This is a genomic window from Azospirillum endophyticum (assembly GCF_016595245.1).
GTDB lineage: Bacteria > Pseudomonadota > Alphaproteobacteria > Azospirillales > Azospirillaceae > Azospirillum > Azospirillum endophyticum.
In genome coordinates, this window is record NZ_JAENHM010000025.1 from 175,090 (window position 1) to 193,568 (window position 18,479).

General features: G+C 66.5%; 20 protein-coding genes. 16 read left to right on the top strand and 4 right to left on the bottom strand.

Annotation, left to right across the window (positions count from 1 at the left end; all coding sequences use genetic code 11):
* Positions 1-46: 46 nt before the first annotated feature.
* The 3 genes from JHL17_RS07880 to JHL17_RS07890 all read right to left on the bottom strand — a co-directional run bounded on the left by JHL17_RS07880 (position 47) and on the right by JHL17_RS07890 (position 1,420).
* Positions 47-517 (bottom strand): hypothetical protein, encoded by a 471-nt coding sequence (locus JHL17_RS07880; protein ID WP_200191776.1) that lies wholly within the window; start codon positions 515-517, stop codon positions 47-49.
* Between the two features lie 5 nt (positions 518-522).
* Positions 523-1,140 (bottom strand): BRO-N domain-containing protein, encoded by a 618-nt coding sequence (locus JHL17_RS07885; RefSeq protein WP_200192007.1) that lies wholly within the window; start codon positions 1,138-1,140, stop codon positions 523-525.
* Positions 1,141-1,237: 97 nt separating this feature from the next.
* Complete coding sequence (locus tag JHL17_RS07890; RefSeq protein WP_200191777.1) at positions 1,238-1,420, bottom strand: hypothetical protein; 183 nt, start codon at positions 1,418-1,420, stop codon at positions 1,238-1,240.
* Positions 1,421-1,546: 126 nt separating this feature from the next.
* Here JHL17_RS07890 and JHL17_RS07895 point away from each other — a divergent pair, with 126 nt between their 5' ends.
* The 14 genes from JHL17_RS07895 to JHL17_RS07960 all read left to right on the top strand — a co-directional run bounded on the left by JHL17_RS07895 (position 1,547) and on the right by JHL17_RS07960 (position 13,976).
* Entirely contained in the window at positions 1,547-2,005 is a 459-nt protein-coding gene (locus tag JHL17_RS07895; protein ID WP_200191779.1) for a hypothetical protein, read from the top strand.
* A 294-nt stretch (positions 2,006-2,299) separates the two neighbouring features.
* A complete protein-coding gene (locus tag JHL17_RS07900) occupies positions 2,300-2,755 on the top strand; it encodes a DUF4145 domain-containing protein (protein ID WP_247893405.1) in 456 nt (151 codons plus the stop codon).
* 980 nt (positions 2,756-3,735) lie between these two features.
* Entirely contained in the window at positions 3,736-4,386 is a 651-nt protein-coding gene (locus tag JHL17_RS07905; protein WP_200191783.1) for a HyaD/HybD family hydrogenase maturation endopeptidase, read from the top strand.
* 16 nt (positions 4,387-4,402) lie between these two features.
* Entirely contained in the window at positions 4,403-4,714 is a 312-nt protein-coding gene (gene hypC / locus JHL17_RS07910) for a HypC/HybG/HupF family hydrogenase formation chaperone (RefSeq protein ID WP_200191785.1), read from the top strand.
* A 4-nt stretch (positions 4,715-4,718) separates the two neighbouring features.
* Entirely contained in the window at positions 4,719-5,171 is a 453-nt protein-coding gene (locus JHL17_RS07915) for a thioredoxin domain-containing protein (protein WP_200191787.1), read from the top strand.
* Positions 5,168-6,046 carry a hydrogenase expression/formation protein gene (locus JHL17_RS07920; protein ID WP_200191789.1) on the top strand — a complete coding sequence of 293 codons (879 nt, stop codon included), beginning with the start codon at positions 5,168-5,170 and terminating at the stop codon, positions 6,044-6,046. Before JHL17_RS07915 ends, JHL17_RS07920 begins: the two co-directional genes overlap by 4 nt.
* Positions 6,043-6,891 carry a [NiFe]-hydrogenase assembly chaperone HybE gene (locus tag JHL17_RS07925; protein WP_200191791.1) on the top strand — a complete coding sequence of 283 codons (849 nt, stop codon included), beginning with the start codon at positions 6,043-6,045 and terminating at the stop codon, positions 6,889-6,891. Before JHL17_RS07920 ends, JHL17_RS07925 begins: the two co-directional genes overlap by 4 nt.
* Positions 6,884-7,225, top strand: coding sequence for a hydrogenase maturation nickel metallochaperone HypA (hypA, locus tag JHL17_RS07930; RefSeq protein ID WP_200191793.1), 342 nt, complete (start codon positions 6,884-6,886; stop codon positions 7,223-7,225). The genes JHL17_RS07925 and hypA overlap by 8 nt, the downstream gene beginning before the upstream one ends.
* Positions 7,226-7,269: 44 nt before the next feature.
* Entirely contained in the window at positions 7,270-8,757 is a 1,488-nt protein-coding gene (locus JHL17_RS07935; protein WP_200191795.1) for a sigma-54-dependent transcriptional regulator, read from the top strand.
* A 203-nt stretch (positions 8,758-8,960) separates the two neighbouring features.
* The gene (locus tag JHL17_RS07940; protein ID WP_200191797.1) at positions 8,961-9,509 is read left to right on the top strand and encodes a HupE/UreJ family protein; all 549 of its coding nucleotides are present in this window, start codon (positions 8,961-8,963) and stop codon (positions 9,507-9,509) included.
* A 192-nt stretch (positions 9,510-9,701) separates the two neighbouring features.
* Complete coding sequence (locus tag JHL17_RS07945) at positions 9,702-10,775, top strand: hydrogenase small subunit (RefSeq protein ID WP_200191799.1); 1,074 nt, start codon at positions 9,702-9,704, stop codon at positions 10,773-10,775.
* 2 nt (positions 10,776-10,777) lie between these two features.
* Positions 10,778-12,592: a nickel-dependent hydrogenase large subunit gene (locus JHL17_RS07950; protein WP_200191801.1), complete on the top strand. Its 1,815-nt coding sequence runs from the start codon at positions 10,778-10,780 to the stop codon at positions 12,590-12,592.
* A 25-nt stretch (positions 12,593-12,617) separates the two neighbouring features.
* Complete coding sequence (gene cybH, locus JHL17_RS07955; RefSeq protein WP_200191803.1) at positions 12,618-13,412, top strand: Ni/Fe-hydrogenase, b-type cytochrome subunit; 795 nt, start codon at positions 12,618-12,620, stop codon at positions 13,410-13,412.
* Positions 13,413-13,613: 201 nt separating this feature from the next.
* Positions 13,614-13,976, top strand: a complete 363-nt coding sequence (locus JHL17_RS07960; RefSeq protein WP_200191805.1) for a hypothetical protein — start codon at positions 13,614-13,616, stop codon at positions 13,974-13,976.
* Here the strand turns inward: JHL17_RS07960 and hypF are convergent.
* On the bottom strand, positions 13,946-16,198 hold the full coding sequence (gene hypF / locus JHL17_RS07965; protein WP_200191807.1) for a carbamoyltransferase HypF: 2,253 nt from the start codon (positions 16,196-16,198) through the stop codon (positions 13,946-13,948). The genes JHL17_RS07960 and hypF overlap by 31 nt on opposite strands.
* 138 nt (positions 16,199-16,336) lie before the next feature.
* Between hypF and JHL17_RS07970 the strand changes: the two genes are divergently transcribed.
* Complete coding sequence (locus tag JHL17_RS07970) at positions 16,337-16,570, top strand: hypothetical protein (protein WP_200191808.1); 234 nt, start codon at positions 16,337-16,339, stop codon at positions 16,568-16,570.
* A 315-nt stretch (positions 16,571-16,885) separates the two neighbouring features.
* On the top strand, positions 16,886-18,373 hold the full coding sequence (locus tag JHL17_RS07975) for a SulP family inorganic anion transporter (protein WP_200191810.1): 1,488 nt from the start codon (positions 16,886-16,888) through the stop codon (positions 18,371-18,373).
* The last annotated feature ends 106 nt before the right edge of the window (positions 18,374-18,479 follow it).

Sequence of the window (18,479 nt, forward strand, 5' to 3'; positions counted from 1 at the left end):
ACAAAAAGAAAGCCCGCCAGTGAGGCAGGCCAGGGGAAAGGGATTCTCAGGCCGCAGAGGTCAGGATCGGGATCCTGCAGGCGTTCGTGGCCGTATCCGCCATCCTCCACAGCATCTCGTCGCGCCAATCGGTCTCCAATTCCTCGATCATCTCGGCATCCGCCGGCTCTCCATAAATGGCAGCCCGGAACGATGAGCGATATTCAACCCGCGCAGCGAAGAGGAACCGCAGTTGAACCGCGAATCCTTTGAGCGTGAGGGCTTGGAGCCGTCTGATCCGGGCGGCGTGACCGTCGATGACCTCCCAATACGGCTCGAAGTCTTCATCCGAGCCGTCCGGGTTGTCGGCGAAAGCCTGATCGTGCGCCCGGTGCGCGGAGACGTAGTCATTCCAGGCCGCCAGCAGCTCGGCGTCCGGGTGTGGGGTGGCGACAAGAAGCGCCAAGGCGGCCAGCTGGAGGCAAGCCGAGGCCGTCCCCGCCAGGATCGCCCGGCGGGTGGGATGAGAGGTTGGCATGGGCGTTACTCCTCGCCCTGCTCGTCCTTGTCGGACGGATCTGGATCGTTTTTCGGTTCGTCCTCCTGGCCGAGATCGAACTCCCCCTGGTCGAAGGCGCTGGACATATCGACGGGGATCCCGAGCTTGCCATAGAAGGCCGGGGCGTTCTTGGCGATCGCGCGCGGCCCACCTGCTCGGCCGACGAGTTGGAGCGCCTGATTGGCGGCCATCACTGACCGGGTCACGGCATTCCGCTCGTTCATCTTCACCCGACGGTCGGCGAGTCGGACCTTGCTCTCCTTCTCGTCGGTCTTGTAGCCGCCCGTCTTACGCAGGCTGGGCAACACCTCCTGCGTTACCCATTTCCGAAAGCGGATAGCGGCTGGTTTGCGAGAGCGGAAAACCAAGGCGTAGAGCTCGGACTCGGAGACGATCAACACCTCCTGATCACCCCCAAGGGTGTGCGTGATGTGCACCCCCTTTTCGTCTTCTTCGAGGTTCCGCACTGCGGATGCCGGCTGAGCAAGGCCCAGCACCCGACAGACGTCGGAGGCGACGAACCAAGGCGCGTCATCACGGATTATGACGCAAACGAGGATTTCCCCTTCGAACAGGAAAGGGGTAATATACATTCCGTTCATGATGTTCACCTCATGACACTGATCGGCCCCTGGCAGGGCCGGTTGAATTCCGCCAACGGCGACGATGGTCCTGGCAGACCGCGTCGCCGTTGGCATTTCAGGCGCCCGCATCGGCCGGCGCCTTCGTCGATACGGCGTCGAGTCCGGCGTTGACTAGCAAGCAAATGGCATCGCTCTCCGATTCGAACTCATTCCTGAACTGGTACTTCTTCACCTGGGCCACCAAGTCGTGCTCCAGCAGCACGACCTTGCGAGCCCATTTTTCCGTATCGATCGCCACATTCGCCTCCATAGCGGGGCTAGCGGTTAAAAGGTACACTGTACCATAAATGGCGTCAATGCTGGTTTGTGGTACACTGTTGTCTCTCCATCTGATATTGAGACATCCATGGCACGACCGCGCACCATGGCTGGACGCAAGATGGTCTCGCTCCCATCAGAGCTTTGGGAGCGAGTAGAGGACTATCGATTCAGTCAGCGCATCCGCAGTGAAGCCGAGGCGATTCGGAAGCTGATTGAGCACGGCCTTTCCGCTTCAGAAGCCTCCGATCTCGGCCCCTCACCCCGCGAGATAGAAGAGCAAGCCGAGATCGAACGCCGGGGCGGCGCTGGGTGGATAGCCCATGAGGGCATGCTGGCTGGTCTCAATGGCAGCGACCCAAACGGCTGCGCCTACACCACTCCGCTGGCGCGCGAGGTCTGGCTGAAGGGCTACATCAAGGGACAGGCGGACCGACTCAGACTCAGCACCAGCGAGCAGGAGGCCCAAGCCGTAGAGCTTCGGACGTGGATCGCAGGCGCCCTTCACGACGCCGGAAAGGGTGGCGCAGCCTTCCAAAACATGCTGAAGCCCACCAAGAAGTGACCCAAACGCAGAAAGGCCGCCCTGAGGCAGCCCGGAACATTTTGCACCTATAAATATTATAGAAAATGCTGAAAGGAAAAAATTGTGGCACATCTCTCCCTCAGTTGCCCTTTTTGCGATCGCAACAATACCGGCTTCCACTCTCTTTATGAAGTTCCTGACCCAGATTTGCTCCCGGGCCTTGGTTTCCAAACAATTCTTAGATGCAATGCCTGTCAAAGAATAGTGATTGGATTATTCGAGAGAAGCCCAGAGGAAAACCGAAAAAGCCCGACTGCCTCCCCTCACGGTGTCATGCACGATCCAACGCGAAGCGGATACTCTTTGACTCGTGTACTTCCCTGTGCCTCTTCTCCATCTTGCCCAAATCACGTTCCGGACAACATTCGCGTATTCTATATCGAGGCCGCCGAATGCCTTTCTAGACGAGCTTACAACGCCGCAGCCCCTCTCTTCCGAAAGGTTCTGGAGATCACCGTGAAGCGGATGGATCCAGAATGTCCGGCCGGAACCAATCTCAAGAACCGCATCGACAGGCTGCCAGCAGAAACTGGCGTCACGCCCTCCATGAAGAGTTGGGCGCATGAAATCCGACTGATCGGGAACGAAGCCGTTCACGAGGATGAGCCAGTACAGGAGAAGGATGCCAAGGATATCCAGGCGTTCACCGAGCTGTTCCTGACCTACGCTTTTACCCTGCCAGGAATGCTGGAGGAGCGGCGGAAGGCCACGGAAGGCGGGGGAGCGTAAACCCTTCCATTTCGCCAACATCGCGCCACCGTGGCGCGCTTTTGGTCGGATCGGAAAGAGATTGCCGGCAATCGGACAGAACTGTCCGACACAACCAGTTTTGAGAAGATGCGATCTCGGCTAGCTTCTCCGGGCGGTCGGGGCGATGGGCAGGCCACCGCCCGCGCCGCTCTACCGGAGGGCAAGAGGATGGAGAAAATCCTCACTCTCCTGATCCTGCTGTTGCAGGTGCTCAAGCTGCTGCTTGAACACCTGAACCGCTGATCGGGCGGGCGTGTCGGGGGTCGCATCCTCGGCACGCCTTCCCCGAAAATAGTCCTTCAGGGACTATTTATCAAAGCGATTCGCTGCATGCGGCGGAATCCCGCCCTCTTCTACCGCGCGCGACGGTGGTAGGGCGGATGGTCATTTTTCCGATTGCAGAACCGTTACAAGGCCCACCCTCTTCATGACCTGGCTGTTGAAGCTCTCGGTCGGCAGGTGCATAGCCTGTACGATGCATTTGGGGGAGCTTGTTTGGAAAAAAATACCAACCGATACCGTTGAAGCCCAGTCCTATACAGACGGTCAGGACGCGATGAACGCCGCATAGGACATGACGCCGACGAACATCATCAGGGAAACCATGCGTGCCATTTTAATCTCCAGGTGGGCGGGGGATGATCCGCCCCGTTGAGAGAGATCTAATCCCACCCGGAGCTGGGATAAACGCCCGGATCCTGATTTCACCGTTCGACCGTTGCGAACAATCCTCCCCATCCAACTTGCGGCAAGCTTCCAGCCATGGTGGCAAGTTGGTTGCCACTTACCCTGCATGCTGTAATGTTGATATCCACAATCGCTGCTATGTCGAGCGATGGGTGTGGAAATCTCCAGCCTGATCAAGGGCTTGCCTGAACCGCCGATCCTGGCATGGAACTTGTACGAACGATGGTCCGGCGGCAGGTCGCCGCACCACGGGATAATGCTGGGGTACGGGCATGGAGTTGGCGGGGGACGGAAGCGGTCGCGATGCGGCGCGGATCCTGGTGTTGGGCATCGGCAACATCCTGTGGGCCGACGAGGGGTTCGGCGTCCGCACGGTGGAGCGTCTGGCGGCCGATTGGCGGTTTCCCGAGCACGTCACCCTGATGGATGGCGGAACCCAGGGCCTCTACCTCCTGCCGCACCTGGAAAACGCCGACGCTCTGATCGTCGTCGACGCCATCGATTACGGCCTGCCACCCGGCACGCGCCGTGTCTTTCATGGCGATGACGTGCCGGCCTTCCTGGGCGCCAAGAAGATGAGCCTGCACCAGACCGGCTTCCAGGAGGTGCTGGCAAGCGCGATGTTGGTCGGCCGCTGCCCGCCGACGCTGATCCTGGTCGGCGTCCAGCCGGAATGCCTGGAGGATTACGGCGGCGGCCTGACCGACACCGTCGCTTCCCAGGTCACCCCCACCATCGACATCATTCTGGGTCTTCTGCGCGACAGGTTCGGCGTGGAGGGCACGCGCCGCGACGCCGCTGCCGACATCGCCGCGCCCGCCATCGCCCGCGACGCCTACGAAGGCGGGCGCCCCAGCGCCGAGGAGGCCTGCCGCATCGGCGATTCCCGCATCCTGGCGGCGTTGTCCGCCAGCGAAGTTTGAGCGGGAGCGACCAGGCATGTGCATCGGCATTCCCCTGCGCCTGACCGGCGTCGACGGCGTTGCGGGACGGGCCGGGGATGGGTCGCTCATCGACCTGTCCCTGGTGCCGGAGGCAACCGCCGGTGACTGGGTGCTCGGCTTCCTCGGCGCGGCACGCCGTCTGCTGGCCCCGGAGGAGGCGACCCAGATCCTGGACGCGCTGGCGGCGATGGCCGCGGCGCTGGACGGGGAGCAGCTCGACGGCGCCTTCGCCGACCTGACCGACCGTGAACCGACCCTTCCCCCCCATCTGGAGGCGGCCCTTGCGGCCGGCCTGACGGAGGCCTGACGCCATGACCGACCTTGCCGCCCCTCCCGCCAAACCGCGCCTGCCCCTGCCGCCGCTGGTCGATCTGCTGACCGAAATGCACAATTACCGGCGGCTCGACAAGGCCGACGACCGGCCCTGGCTGGACGATGCGGCGAAAAGCTGGGTGGTTTTCCTCCCTGGCCACGGCAAGGGCAATGCGGAGACCGCCGATGTCGCCGTCATCCTGCCGGAACTGGTCCGCGCGCTGCATCCGCGCCTGACCCCGGCGGTGGCGGGGGAGGCGGCGGAGCGCGCGATCCTGGCGCTGACCGGCATGATGAGCCTGCCGGCCCTGGTCTTCCTGCGCGGCGACCGGCTGCTGGGCAGCATCGCGCGCGTGCGCGACTGGGACGATTATCTGCAGCGGATCGGCGAGATCCTAGAATCGGGTGTGGAATCGGGTTTGGACTGCGGTTTGGAAGGCGGTGTGGCATGAGTTCCCTGTTCGGCATGACCCACCCGCCGGTCGACTTCGGCCCCGGCAGCCAGCCCGATGCCGGCGAGGAGGGGCTGGAGTATCTGCCGATGCCGTCGGGCATGCGCGTCTATGAGCCGCATCTGCCCGAGGTCGCCGATCCCGCCTGCGCGGCGGCGGCCCGTGCCGTCCTGGTCCGCGTCCACGAGGCGCTGGCCCACTGGTCTCCCGGCCCGGCCTCGGAGGAAATCCGCGTTCCGGTCGACGATCTCGACGCTCCGGTGCTGGCCCTGGTCGACGAGGCGCTTGGCGAGGGCGAGGTCGCCGTCAAGGTGGAGCGGGCCGGCGACCGGCTGGAGATTCAGGAGGCGTCGCTGGCCGGCGTCTGGCGCGTGCGTGCCATTGGAGAAAGCGCGACGCGCCAAAGCCTGCTGGTCGGCGGCTTCCCGCGGGTGGCGCTGAACCGTGCCTTCATTGCCACGGCGCCGATTGCCGCCGGACCGCCGCCGGCAGGCCTGATGAACGGGATGCCGATCCTGACCGAACTGCTGGACCGCAGCGCCGCATGGCGCCGCGGCGACGCGCCCCATGCGGTGAATTTCAGCCTGCTTCCCCACACGCCGGAGGATCTGGCCTTCATCGAACAGCGGCTGGGCGTCGGCGCCACCACGATCCTGTCGCGCGGCTATGGCAATTGCCGCGTCACCGCCACGGCGACGCCGAATGTCTGGTGGGTGCGCTACTACAATTCGGTCGACACGCTGATCCTCGACACGGTGGAGATCGTCGACGTGCCGGCGGTGGTCTGCGCCGCGGCGGAAGACATCGCCGACAGCGCCGAGCGGCTGGCCGAGATCCTCGACGCGCTGGCCACCGATCTGGAGCGGGTGCGATGAGCGCCGCCTCCTCCCGTTTCGAAGGCTCCTATCTCGGCGACGCCACGCGCATCGGTGCGGCGACGCGGATGGAATGCAAGATCTGCTGGCATGTCTACGATCCGGCCGAGGGCTGCGAGCAGTGGCAGGTCCCGCCCGGCACCGCCTTCGCCGCCCTGCCCGACCATTGGCGCTGCCCGGTCTGCGACGGCGCCCGCGACCAGTTCATGGCTCTGGATGGGGAACCGGTGATCACGGAGACCGCTGCCTCACCAACACCTGCCGGGCACGAGACCGGTCCCGCCCTGCCGAGCGAGGCCATCGGGCGTCTGGAAGCGGCCTTCCGCGAGATCCACACCGCGCAGATGCGCGGCATGCCCATCGTCAACGATGCGCTGGCGGTGAAGGCCGTCGGCTTCCGCCGTCACGACGAGCGCTGGCTGGGCGCCCTGGTCACCCCCTGGTTCCTGAACCTCGTGCTGTTGCCCGGCGGGGAGGACGACTGGTCGGGGCTGGTGCCGGGAGCGAAGGAATTGATCGAATTCCCCTCCGGCCGCTACGAATTCGTCCACGCCAACCGCAAGGGCGTCGGCGCCTACAAGGCGTGCTCGCTCTTTTCGCCGATGTTCGAGTTCGCCTCGATGCTCCAGGCGACGGAAACGGCGTCGGCGGCCCTGGTCTCCCTCTTCGATCCCTCCATCCGCGAAGACGGTGCCCAGACCGCCGAAATCCGCCGCCGGCGGGAGGCGGAACTCGCTCCGCCTCCCGATGCCGCTTCGCCCCCGGCCGAACCGGTGCGCCCGACGCGCCGCACGCTGTTGGGAATGGGAGCCGGAGATCGAACCGGAGATCCGGGCGATGCATGAGATGGCGCTCTGCGAGAGCCTGCTCCAGGCGATGGAAGAGGCCGGGCGGACCAACGGCTTCGGCCGGGTGAGCAGGGTCCGGCTGGAGATCGGCCGCTTCGCCGGGGTGGAAGTCGAGGCTTTGCGCTTCGGTTTCGACGTGGTGACGCGGGGGTCCCTGGCCGATGGGGCGGAGCTGGTGGTGCTGGAGGTGCCGGGCCGCGGCTGGTGCTTCGACTGCAACGACACGGTGGATCTGGACGACCGGCTGTCTCCCTGCCCACACTGCGGCGGCAATCGACTGCATCCCAACGGCGGCACCGAGATGACGATCAAGGATCTCGAAGTCGAATGAGGCCGGCCCGATGAAGAAGGCCCGATGAGCAAGGACACCGTGCGATGACCGATCCCGCCCGTCCCGGCATCCTGGTGGTGGACGACGAGCCGCGCTCCGTCGAGGTCATCGCCCGCCTGCTGGACGAGGAGTTCGAGGTCTTCACCGCGCTGTCGGCGGAGGAGGGCCTGCGCCTGCTGGAAACCGAATGGATCCAGGCGGTCTTCTCCGACCAGCGGATGCCCCAGGTCAGCGGCGTGGAGTTCCTGACCCAGGTGCGCGGACGCTGGCCGGACGTGGTGCGTATCGTCATCACCGGTTACATCGATCCCGAGGACATCATCGGCGCCATCAACACCGCCGGCATCCACCAGTTCATCACCAAACCCTGGCACCCCGACCACCTGCTGCTGACCGCCCGCAACGCCACGAAACTGTACCAGCTTCAGCGCGAACACGACCGGCTGACCAACGAGCTGAAGCTGCTGCCGCCGCTGGCCGAGACCCGCGTGGCGACCAAGCGGGAGCGGGTGCGGCAGTCCTACCGCTTCGACGGCCTGATCCGGGCGCAGGGCAGCCCGGTGGAGGAGGTCTGCCGACAGGCGGAGCGGGTGGCCGGCTTCAACGTCCCGGTCCTGGTGCTGGGCGAGACCGGCACCGGCAAGGAACTGCTGGCCCGCGCCATCCATTACGGCAGTCCGCGGTCCGACCAGCCCTTCTACTGCGAGAATTGCGGCGCCATCCCCGACGAGCTTCTGGAAAGCGAGCTGTTCGGCCACAAAAAGGGGGCCTTCACCGGCGCGCACAGCACCCGCGTCGGCCTGCTGGGGCAGGCCGACGGCGGCACCATCTTCCTGGACGAGATCGGCGACATCAGCCCGGCCTTCCAGGTCCGGCTTCTACGCTTCCTCCAGGAGGGCGAGATCCGGCCGGTCGGCTCCAACGAGACGCGGCGGGTCGATGTCCGTGTCGTCGCCGCCACCCACCGCGACCTGACCGCGGAGGTGAAGTCCGGCCGCTTCCGCGAGGATCTCTATTACCGGCTTAGCACCATGACGCTGACCATGCCGCCGCTGCGCGACCGGCCGGACGACATCGCGGTGCTGGCCCACCACATTCTGGACCGGCTGTCCACCGCCCATGGCAAGAAGGTCGCCGGCTTCGCCCCCGACACGCTGGCCTGCCTGGAGGCCTATGGCTGGCCCGGCAACGTGCGCGAGCTGCAGAACGAGATCATGCGCATGCTGGTGCTGTGCGAGGGCGGGACGCTGGGCGCCGAGCTGCTGTCCGATGCCGTGCTGCGCGGCGCGGCGCTGAACACCCGCCCGGCCTCGCCGGAGGACGGGCCGCTGCCGCCGCTCGACCTGATCGGCCAGGGCGGACCGCTGAAGTCGCGCATCGAGCGGCTGGAGGCCGGCATCCTGATGGAAACGCTGGTCCGCTGCCGCTGGAACAAGAGCAAGGCCGCCGATGAGCTGGGCCTGTCCCGCATGGGCCTGCGCGCCAAGCTGGAACGCTACGGCATCGAGCGCGGTCCGGCGCAGCGGCATTGAGCAGTCCAATTGCCCTCTCCCGCCCCGGGAGAGGGAAGGGGCCCAAGCGGAGCTTGGGAAGGGTGAGGGGCGATCCAAGGATTAGAATCCATGTCCGGAATACCCCTCACCCTCCCCACTTCGTGGGTCCCCTCCCTCTCCCGGGACGGGAGAGGGCATCCTTCGATCACCCAAACCACAAGAACCCCGAGGAGCCGTTCGAAATGTCGAAGATCACCCGCCTTGCCGCCATCTCCGCGGCCATCGCGCTCGCCGCCACCCCGGCGCTGGCCCATCCCGGCCATCTCGCCGGGGCCGGTTTCCTCGACGGGGTCGCGCATCCGCTGGGCGGGCTCGACCACCTGATCGCCATGGTCACCGTCGGCGTCTATGGCGCCACCATCGGCGGACGCGCCGTTCTGGCGGTACCGGGAGCGTTCCTGGCCGCCATGCTGGCCGGCGGGCTGTTCGCGCTGGCCGGCGGCGAGTTGCCGCTGGTCGAGCCGGCCATCTACGCCTCCACCGTCGTGCTGGCGCTGCTGTGCGTCATGCCGATGTCGCGCAACGGCGTGATCGGCGTGCTGTTCGCCGGCGGCTTCGGCCTGTTCCACGGCTTTGCCCACGGGGCGGAGATGCCGGCCGACGCCGCGGCGCTCGGCTATGCCGCCGGCTTCCTCGCCAGCACCGCCGGCCTGCACGCCGCCGGAATCGCCATCGGGCTGGGGCTTCACCGCCTGATCGGCCGCGCCGAGCAGGACAGCCGGACGGCCTGACGCCACCGGCAACTCTCCTTCCACCCCGGCCGCCGTTTCGGCCGGGGAGTTGCCACCGGTAGAGACGCCTGCCCCCATGTGACCGTTGGATTGCCAAATGTTCGTACTACGGCACGATTGTTGCCTATGCCCGCGGGAGAAGCGCACCGGCCCCTCGCACGCCGGTGCGGCCCGACGGGAGAAAACAAACCGATGGCAACGCTGGAAACCTTCTACGAGGTGATGCGGCGGCAGGGGATCACACGCCGTTCGTTCCTGAAATATTGCTCGCTGACCGCCGCGGCCCTCGGGCTGGGGCCGGAGATGGTGCCGCAGATCGCGCATGCCATGGAAACCAAGCCGCGCACTCCGGTGCTGTGGCTGCATGGGCTGGAATGCACCTGCTGCTCCGAATCCTTCATCCGCTCGGCGCACCCGCTGGTCAAGGATGTGGTGCTGTCGATGATCTCGCTGGACTACGACGACACGCTGATGGCGTCGGCCGGCCATCATGCCGAGGCGATCCTCGACGAGGTGATGGAGAAGTACAAGGGCAACTACATCCTGGCGGTGGAAGGCAATCCGCCGCTGAACCAGGACGGCATGTCCTGCATCATCGGCGGCAAGCCCTTCACCGACCAGCTGCGCAAGGTCGCCAGGGACGCCAAGGCGATCATCTCCTGGGGGTCCTGCGCGTCCTTCGGCTGCGTCCAGGCGGCGCGCCCCAACCCGACCCGCGCCACCCCGGTGCATGAGGTCATCACCGACAAGCCGATCATCAAGGTCCCCGGCTGCCCGCCGATCGCCGAGGTGATGACCGGCGTCATCACCTACATGCTGACCTTCGACCGCATCCCGGAGTTGGACCGCCAGGGCCGGCCGAAGATGTTCTACAGCCAGCGCATCCACGACAAATGCTATCGCCGGCCGCATTTCGACGCCGGCCAGTTCGTCGAATCCTTCGACGACGAGGGCGCCCGCAAGGGCTATTGCCTCTACAAGGTCGGCTGCAAGGGCCCGACCACCTACAACGCCTGCTCCACCGTGCGCTGGAACGAGGGCACCAGCTTCCCCATCCAGTCCGGCCACGGCTGCATCGGCTGCTCGGAGGACGGCTTCTGGGACAAGGGGTCCTGGTACGCCCGCCAATCCGACATCCTCCAGTTCGGGATCGAGGCCAACGCCGACCAGATCGGCACCACCGCCGCCATCGGCGTCGGCAGCATCATCGCCGCCCACGCGGCGGTCAGCGCCCTGAAGCGCGCACAGCACAAGGGAGACGTCTGACCATGGGCATCGTCCAGACCCCGAACGGCTTTTCGCTCGACAGCGGCGGCAAGCGCATCGTCGTCGATCCGGTCACCCGCATCGAAGGGCACATGCGCTGCGAGGTGAACGTCGACAGCAACAACGTCATCCGCAACGCGGTGTCCACCGGAACGATGTGGCGCGGGCTGGAGGTCATCCTGAAGGGCCGCGACCCGCGCGATGCCTGGGCCTTCGTAGAACGCATCTGCGGCGTCTGCACCGGCTGCCACGCCCTGACCTCGGTCCGCGCGGTGGAGGATGCGCTGCAGATCCGCATCCCGAAGAACGCCCACCTGATCCGCGAGATCATGGCGAAGACGCTGCAGATCCACGACCACATCGTCCATTTCTACCACCTGCACGCGCTGGACTGGGTCAATCCGGTCAACGCGCTGAAGGCCGACCCGCAGGCGACCTCGGCGTTGCAGCAGGCGGTGTCGCCGCGCCACGCCAAGTCCAGCCCCGGCTACTTCCGCGACGTGCAGACCCGGCTGAAGAAATTCGTGGAGAGCGGCCAGCTCGGCATCTTCAAGAACGGCTATTGGGACAACCCGGCCTACAAGCTGTCGCCGGAAGCCGACCTGATGGCGGTGACCCATTACCTGGAGGCGCTGGATCTCCAGAAGGACATCGTCAAGATCCACACCATCCTCGGCGGCAAGAACCCGCACCCGAACTACATGGTCGGCGGCGTTCCCTGCGCCATCAACATGGAGGGCACCGGGTCGTCGGGCGCGCCGCTCAACATGGAGCGGCTGAACTTCATCCGCGCCCGCATCCAGGAAGCCACGGCCTTCGTCGAGAACGTCTATCTGCCGGACGTGCTCGCCATCGCCAGCTTCTACAAGGATTGGCTCTATGGCGGCGGGCTGTCGGCGACCAACGTCATGGACTACGGCGATTACGAGAAGGTGCCGTACGACCATTCGACCTGCCAGCTGCCGGGCGGCGTCATCCTGAACGGCAACTGGAACGAGGTCCATCCCATCGACCCGCGCGACCCGGCCCAGGTGCAGGAATTCGTCGCCCACAGCTGGTACCATTACGAGGACGAGAGCAAGGGCCTGCACCCGTGGGACGGCGTCACCGAGGCCAAGTTCGAACTGGGCGCCAACACCAAGGGCACCCGCACCGACATCAAGGAGCTCGACGAGGCCGCCAAGTATTCCTGGATCAAGGCGCCGCGCTGGCGCGGCCATGCGGTGGAGGTCGGCCCCCTGCCCCGCTACATCCTGGCCTATGCCCAGGGCGTCGGCTATGTGAAGGACCAGATCACCGAATCCCTCGGCGCCTTCAACAAGCTGGCCGGGACGAGCTTCACGCCGCAGCAGGCGCTGCCGACCACCATCGGCCGCACGCTGGCCCGCGCGCTGGAATGCCAGTACTGCTGCACCATGATGATGGACGACTGGAACGCCCTGATCGCCAACATCAAGGCCGGCGACACCGCCACCGCCAATGTCGAGAAATGGGACCCGAAGACCTGGCCGAAGGAGGCCAAGGGCGTCGGCACCGTCGCGGCGCCGCGCGGCGGGCTCGGCCACTGGATCAGGATCAAGGACGGCAAGATCGACAATTACCAGTGCGTCGTGCCGACCACCTGGAACGGCAGCCCGCGCGATCCCAAGGGCAACATCGGCGCCTTCGAGGCCTCGCTGCTGAACACGCCGATGGAGCGCCCGGACGAGCCGGTGGAGATCCTGCGCACCCTGCACAGCTTCGATCCCTGCCTCGCCTGCTCCACCCACGTCATGGCGCCCGACGGCGCCGAACTGGCCCGCGTCACCGTGCGCTGACCGGCAACCGAGGAGGATTTACGTCATGGCTCCTCTCGACGATGCGAAGCCGGTCGCGACACCGGAGGAGGAAGGAACGGCCGCTCCGGCGGCCGGGCGCTTCCTGAAGGCAATCTATGTCTACGAGGTGCCGGTGCGGGTCTGGCACTGGGTCAACGCGCTGGCGATCACGGTGCTGTCGGTCACCGGCTACCTGATCGCCAACCCGCTGCCGAGCCAGCCCGGCGAAGCCAGCGCCAATTTCCTGATGGGATACATCCGCTTCGTCCATTTCGCGGCGGCCTACATCTTCGCTATCGGCTTCATCGGCCGGCTGTACTGGGCCTTGGTAGGCAACCACCATGCCAAGCAGCTGTTCCGCTTCCCCTTCTGGGACCGCCACTGGTGGGGCGAGTTGTTCCTGGAGGCCCGCTGGTACCTGTTCCTGGAACGCAAGCCGAAGCTGTATGTCGGCCACAACCCGCTGGCGCAATTCTCGATGTTTTGGGCGATCGCGGTCGGCAGCGTCTTCATGATCGTCACCGGCTTCGCCCTCTACAGCGAAGGCGCGGGCCAGGGCAGCTGGCAGGACAAGCTGTTCGGCTGGGTCATCCCCCTGTTCGGCCAAAGCATGGATGTCCACACCTGGCACCATCTCGGCATGTGGGCGATCCTGCTGTTCGTGATCGTCCATGTCTATGCCGCGGTGCGCGAGGACATCATGTCCCGCCAGTCGATCATCTCCACCATGATCAGCGGCGTGCGCACCTTCAAGGACGCCGAGGCCCCGGCCGACGAGGAGCATGAGCGGCCGGCAAAGCGCGGCGTGCGGGTGGGGTGAGTGCCCGCCAACGGCAAATTCGGTGTTCCCGCCCCCTTCCCGTGTGAGCGGGGAGGGAGCCAGGGAACTTGCCCGAAAAGCACGTTGCATCCCTTGAAAACCTTGATTTGTTCCGCATGCGTTCCCATATCGGGGAGGTTCCGAAACAACCGGGAATCCCAGATCAGCGCCGCTCCCGTCCGGGTGCGGCCGGAGGACGCCATGCCCTATTTTCCGACCATTGAACTGACCCCGCAGGTGAGGATGCTGCTGGCCCGCGGAGCGCTGACGCTGAACCCCGGCCAGTGGGTGCGTGGCGAGAAGGGGCGCGGGCGGTTCCTGCGCACCGATCCGCGCAGCGGCACAACCTATGTCAGCTGGCTGCGGCCGGGCGACGACTGGGAAACCGCCTCTCAGCGCTTTCACCGGGCTTGCCGCAAGGGCTACATCGGCAAGTATCGCGGCCTGTACGAGTTCGACAAGGCCGACCGCGCCACCGACGCCCCGACCCGCCGCCAGAAGGTCAAGGCACCGGTCCAGATGCCGTTGTTCGGCTACAGGGCGAAGGATGCCGTCCACGCCTGACCGAGGCTGAGCCCGCCGTCATTGGCGGGAGCCAGCCGAGGCAGCAGCGCCTCCACCCCGGCGGTACGAAAACCGGCGACCAGTTCCTCGGCCAGCACCGCGTTCATCAGGCAGCCGCCGGACAGCACCAGCCGGCCAAGGTCGTGGACACGCAACACCGGCAGCGTCCAGTCCACCAGCGCCGCTGCCAGCGTGCCGTGGAACAGGTCCGCCCCCTCCGCCGCATCGGCGACCGTCAGCAGGGCTTCCAGCAGGGGCGTGAGGTCCAACTTGCTCCCTTCGACCCGCCAGGCGCCGTCCGCCACGCGCGGGCGCCGTACCAGGGATTCCAGCGCCATCGGCGCTTCACCTTCGAATCCCGCCGTGGTGCGGACACCCAGCAACCCACAGGCGGCGTCGAACCAGCGTCCGCAGGAACTGGTCGGCGGCGCGTTGATGCCGCGCTCGATCATCCGCCGCACACCCTCGACCGGGCCTTGGCCGGCAAAGCGCGGGACGATCTCGTCGGCACGCCCCATGCGGACCAGCGCGGCGGCGGCCATCCGCCAGGGCTGGCGCGCGGCGACGTCGCCGCCGGGCTGGGCCAGCGGCGCCAGGCTGCCCAGGCGTTCGGCGCGCAGGCCGTCGACCAGCAGCATCTCCCCACCCCAGGATCCGCCGCCCTCCCCCAGACCGAACCCATCCAGCGCCAATCCCAGCGCCGGTCCCTCCACCCGGTGTTCGGCCATCACGGCGGCGACATGGGCGTGGTGGTGCTGGACCGCGACGGTCGGAAGGCCGGTCCGTTCGGCGAAGCGGGTGGATTGGAAATCCGGGTGCCTGTCATGGGCGACGGCCACCGGCTCCACACCCAATATGTGCAGCAGATGGGCGACGGTCTCCTCCAGGAAGCCGAGCGTCGCGGCGTTGTCGAGGTCGCCGATATGCTGGGACAGGAAGGCCTCGTCGCCGCGGGTGACGCAGACCGTCGCCTTCAGATGACCGCCGACCGCCAGGATCGGCGGGACGGGACGGGCCAGCCGGACCGGCTCCGGCACATGGCCACGGCCGCGGCGCAGGAAAGCCGGTGCGCCGGCCAGCTTGCGGACGACGCTGTCGTCGGCGCGGATGACGATGTCGCGGTCATGGTCGACGATCATGTCGGCGATGCCGGCCAGCCGCTCCCGCGCCTCCTCGTTGCCGATGGCGAGCGGCTCCCCGCCGGGGTTGGCGGAGGTCATCACCAGCATCAGGTCCTGCGGCTCGCGCAGCCAGCCGGTGCCGTCGGGCCGCCCGGCCGCTTCATGGAACAGCAGGTAGTGCAGCGGCGTGTAGGGCAGCATGACGCCGAGCCAAGCGAGGCCGGGGGCGATGCCGGGCGCCAGCTCGGGCCCCGAACCCGGCGCATCCTCCCGCCGCCGCAGCAGCACGATGGGGCGCGCCACGCCCTCCAGCAGCTTGCGCTCGTCCGGGTCCATCCGGACATGCCGGGTGGCGGAGTCCGCATTGGCGACCATCAGGGCGAAAGGCTTGCCGTTGCGCTGCTTGACCCGCCGCAGCCGCTCCACCGCATCCGCCCGCATGGCGTCGCAGGCCAGATGGAAGCCGCCCAGCCCCTTGATGGCGACGAGCCTGCCGTCCCGCAGCGCGGCCAGGATGTCCTCGGGCCGGTGCGACAGGCGGGGACCGCAGGCCGGGCAGGCCGTCGGCTGGGCGTGGAACCGGCGGTCGGTCGGCTCCCCATACTCCGCCAGGCAGTCGTGGCAGAGCGGGAAGCCGGCCATCGCCGTCTGTGGCCGATCATAGGGAAGCCGGTGCGTGATGGTGTAGCGCGGGCCGCAATGGGTGCAGTTCAGGAAGGCATAGCGGTAGCGGCGGTCGGCCGGATCGAACAATTCGGCGAGGCAGGCCGGGCAGACTGCGGCGTCCGGTCCGATGCCGGTGGCGATGGCGCCCGCGGCCAAGCTGCGGCGGATGGCGAAGATGTCCTCCCCGGGGATCGGGTCGACGGCTTCGCAATCGACGGCGTCGATGCGGGCCAGCGGCGGCGCTTCCCCGGTCAGGGCGGTGCGGAAGGCGGCGGTGGCGGTGCCCTGCACTTCGATCAGCACGCCCTGCGGGTCGTTCAGAACCCAGCCGGTCAGGCCGAAACGGCGGGCGAGCGCATGGACATGCGGGCGGAATCCCACGCCCTGCACCCGCCCGCGCACGCGGATCCGCAATCTTTCGCCGTCGTGGGACATGAAAACCTGTTGATTGACCGTCGGCTGCGCCGCCCCCTCATCCTAACCTTCTCCCCAGGGGGGAGAAGGGATTTCGCAACGTTTCCGGCGACAGCCGGTTGACGGGAGGACACGCGGAACCGCAACGGAGACGCCGTCATGAGCGCAAGCAAGCACGAGAAGACCGAAAAGCCGACCGATGCCGACCTGAAGAACAACCCGCAGATCGGCGGGTCGAAGGGGGCCCGCGCCGCCGGCATGACGCCGGACGATCTCGATCTGGCCCAGGGCGAAAGCACCTTCGAAGGCGACGTGGAGAACCAGACCAACGACAAGGGCGGGGTCGACAAGCCCTTCCGCGACGGCCCGCCATTGCGGCCGCGGCAAGCCTGACATAGCGAACCCGGAAATCCACAAGGGGCGGTGCTCGCAAGGGCGCCGCCCCTTTCATATCTGCATCGAGACAGCATCGGCAGAGTTGCCGCGCCCGCGGCGATCTGTTACATCTGGCCGATGCTGCACCGCGTCACGCCGCCTTGACGGTTACCCACCGCGACTGACCTGAAGCCCGACGGCCTCTTTCACGGCCGGTCGTCGCTTCGCAGCGATTCCATCTTTCCAACGCCAATTCCCGAGATGACGATGCACCGCCCGGCTTGCGCCGGACCCCGGCGATTGCCGTCATCGTGCTTCGAGCTTGCGAGATCCATGACCATCGATTTGCAACGGCTCCGTCAGGAGTGGTTCGGCAACACGCGCCGTGACCTGCTGTCCGGGCTTGTCGTCGCCCTCGCCCTGATTCCAGAGGCGATCGCCTTCTCCATCATCGCCGGGGTCGATCCGAAGATCGGTCTCTATGCCTCCTTCGCCATCGCCATGACGATCGCCATCGTCGGCGGCCGGCCGGGCATGATCTCCGCCGCCACGGCCGCCACGGCGGTGCTGATGGTCACGCTGGTCAAGGAACACGGCCTGCAATATCTGCTGGCCGCCACCGTGCTGGCCGGATTGCTGCAGATCGGCGCCGGGCTTCTGCAGCTGGGAGCCCTGATGCGCTTCGTGTCGAAATCGGTGATGACCGGCTTCGTCAATGCGCTCGCCACCCTGATCTTCCTGGCCCAGGTACCGGAGTTGATCGGCGTGCCGCCCATCACCTATGGGCTGGTCGCCGCCGGATTGGCGATCATCTACCTTCTGCCCCGCCTGACCAAGGCGGTGCCGTCGGCCCTGGTCAGCATCCTGGTGCTGACCGCGGTCACCATCGGCTTCGGGATCGATGTGCGGACCGTCGGCGACATGGGCGAGTTGCCCAACACCCTGCCCGTCTTCCTGCTGCCCGACATTCCCTTCACCCTGGAGACGCTGCGCATCATCCTGCCCTATTCGGCCGGCATCGCCGTGGTCGGACTTCTGGAATCGCTGATGACCGCGGCCATCGTCGACGACATGACCGACACTGGCAGCGACAAGAACCGCGAATGCGTCGGCCAGGGCATCGCCAACATGGTCTCCGGCTTCCTGGGCGGAATGGCGGGCTGCGCGATGATCGGCCAGTCGGTCATCAACGTGAAGTCGGGCGGCCGGGGGCGGCTGTCGACCTTCTGCGCCGGACTGTTCCTGCTGTTCCTGATCGTCGTGCTGGGCGATTGGGTGAAGCGGATCCCGATGGCCGCCCTGGTGGCGGTGATGATCATGGTGTCGGTCGGCACCTTCGACTGGCGTTCGCTGAAGACGCTCGCAACGCACCCGCGCAGTTCCAGCGCGGTCATGCTGGCGACGGTCGCCGGCGTGGTCTTCACCCACAATCTTGCCGTCGGCGTGCTGATCGGCGTGCTGCTGTCCGGCATCTTCTTCGCCGGCAAGGTCGCCCGGCTGTTCCGCGTCACCTCCACGCTGTCGGAAGACGGCCGCACCCGCAGCTATCTGGTGGAGGGGCAGCTGTTCTTCGCGTCGGCGGACGATTTCTCTGCCGCCTTCGATGTCCGGGAAGACTTGGATGCGATCGTCATCGACGTTTCCCGCGCCCATATCTGGGACCTCTCCAGCGTCGCGGCGCTCGACGGCATCGTGCTGAAGTTCCGCCGTGCGGGAATGGAGGTGCGTCTGGCCGGGATGAACGCGGCCAGCGAGACCATCGTCGACCGGCTGGCCATCCATGACAAGCCGGGGAGCGAAGAGCGCGTGGCAGCACATTGACGGGCGGCCACCGGCGGTTGCCTGCCGCCGGAGATCACTCTTGTCATGGTGGGCCGGCCCGCCCCGAAAGGCGATAGCCGTTCGAGGCTACGGGCATCGGCGCAAC

Bases quoted from the DNA above. Each gene is read 5' to 3' on its own strand.
- JHL17_RS07880 (WP_200191776.1), bottom strand. From the start codon at position 517: ATGCCAACCTCTCATCCCACCCGCCGGGCGATCCTGGCGGGGACGGCC.
- JHL17_RS07885 (WP_200192007.1), bottom strand. From the start codon at position 1,140: ATGAACGGAATGTATATTACCCCTTTCCTGTTCGAAGGGGAAATCCTC.
- JHL17_RS07895 (WP_200191779.1), top strand. From the start codon at position 1,547: ATGGCTGGACGCAAGATGGTCTCGCTCCCATCAGAGCTTTGGGAGCGA.
- JHL17_RS07900 (WP_247893405.1), top strand. From the start codon at position 2,300: ATGCACGATCCAACGCGAAGCGGATACTCTTTGACTCGTGTACTTCCC.
- JHL17_RS07905 (WP_200191783.1), top strand. From the start codon at position 3,736: ATGGAGTTGGCGGGGGACGGAAGCGGTCGCGATGCGGCGCGGATCCTG.
- hypC (WP_200191785.1), top strand. From the start codon at position 4,403: ATGTGCATCGGCATTCCCCTGCGCCTGACCGGCGTCGACGGCGTTGCG.
- JHL17_RS07915 (WP_200191787.1), top strand. From the start codon at position 4,719: ATGACCGACCTTGCCGCCCCTCCCGCCAAACCGCGCCTGCCCCTGCCG.
- JHL17_RS07920 (WP_200191789.1), top strand. From the start codon at position 5,168: ATGAGTTCCCTGTTCGGCATGACCCACCCGCCGGTCGACTTCGGCCCC.
- JHL17_RS07925 (WP_200191791.1), top strand. From the start codon at position 6,043: ATGAGCGCCGCCTCCTCCCGTTTCGAAGGCTCCTATCTCGGCGACGCC.
- hypA (WP_200191793.1), top strand. From the start codon at position 6,884: ATGCATGAGATGGCGCTCTGCGAGAGCCTGCTCCAGGCGATGGAAGAG.
- JHL17_RS07935 (WP_200191795.1), top strand. From the start codon at position 7,270: ATGACCGATCCCGCCCGTCCCGGCATCCTGGTGGTGGACGACGAGCCG.
- JHL17_RS07940 (WP_200191797.1), top strand. From the start codon at position 8,961: ATGTCGAAGATCACCCGCCTTGCCGCCATCTCCGCGGCCATCGCGCTC.
- JHL17_RS07945 (WP_200191799.1), top strand. From the start codon at position 9,702: ATGGCAACGCTGGAAACCTTCTACGAGGTGATGCGGCGGCAGGGGATC.
- JHL17_RS07950 (WP_200191801.1), top strand. From the start codon at position 10,778: ATGGGCATCGTCCAGACCCCGAACGGCTTTTCGCTCGACAGCGGCGGC.
- cybH (WP_200191803.1), top strand. From the start codon at position 12,618: ATGGCTCCTCTCGACGATGCGAAGCCGGTCGCGACACCGGAGGAGGAA.
- JHL17_RS07960 (WP_200191805.1), top strand. From the start codon at position 13,614: ATGCCCTATTTTCCGACCATTGAACTGACCCCGCAGGTGAGGATGCTG.
- hypF (WP_200191807.1), bottom strand. From the start codon at position 16,198: ATGTCCCACGACGGCGAAAGATTGCGGATCCGCGTGCGCGGGCGGGTG.
- JHL17_RS07970 (WP_200191808.1), top strand. From the start codon at position 16,337: ATGAGCGCAAGCAAGCACGAGAAGACCGAAAAGCCGACCGATGCCGAC.
- JHL17_RS07975 (WP_200191810.1), top strand. From the start codon at position 16,886: ATGACCATCGATTTGCAACGGCTCCGTCAGGAGTGGTTCGGCAACACG.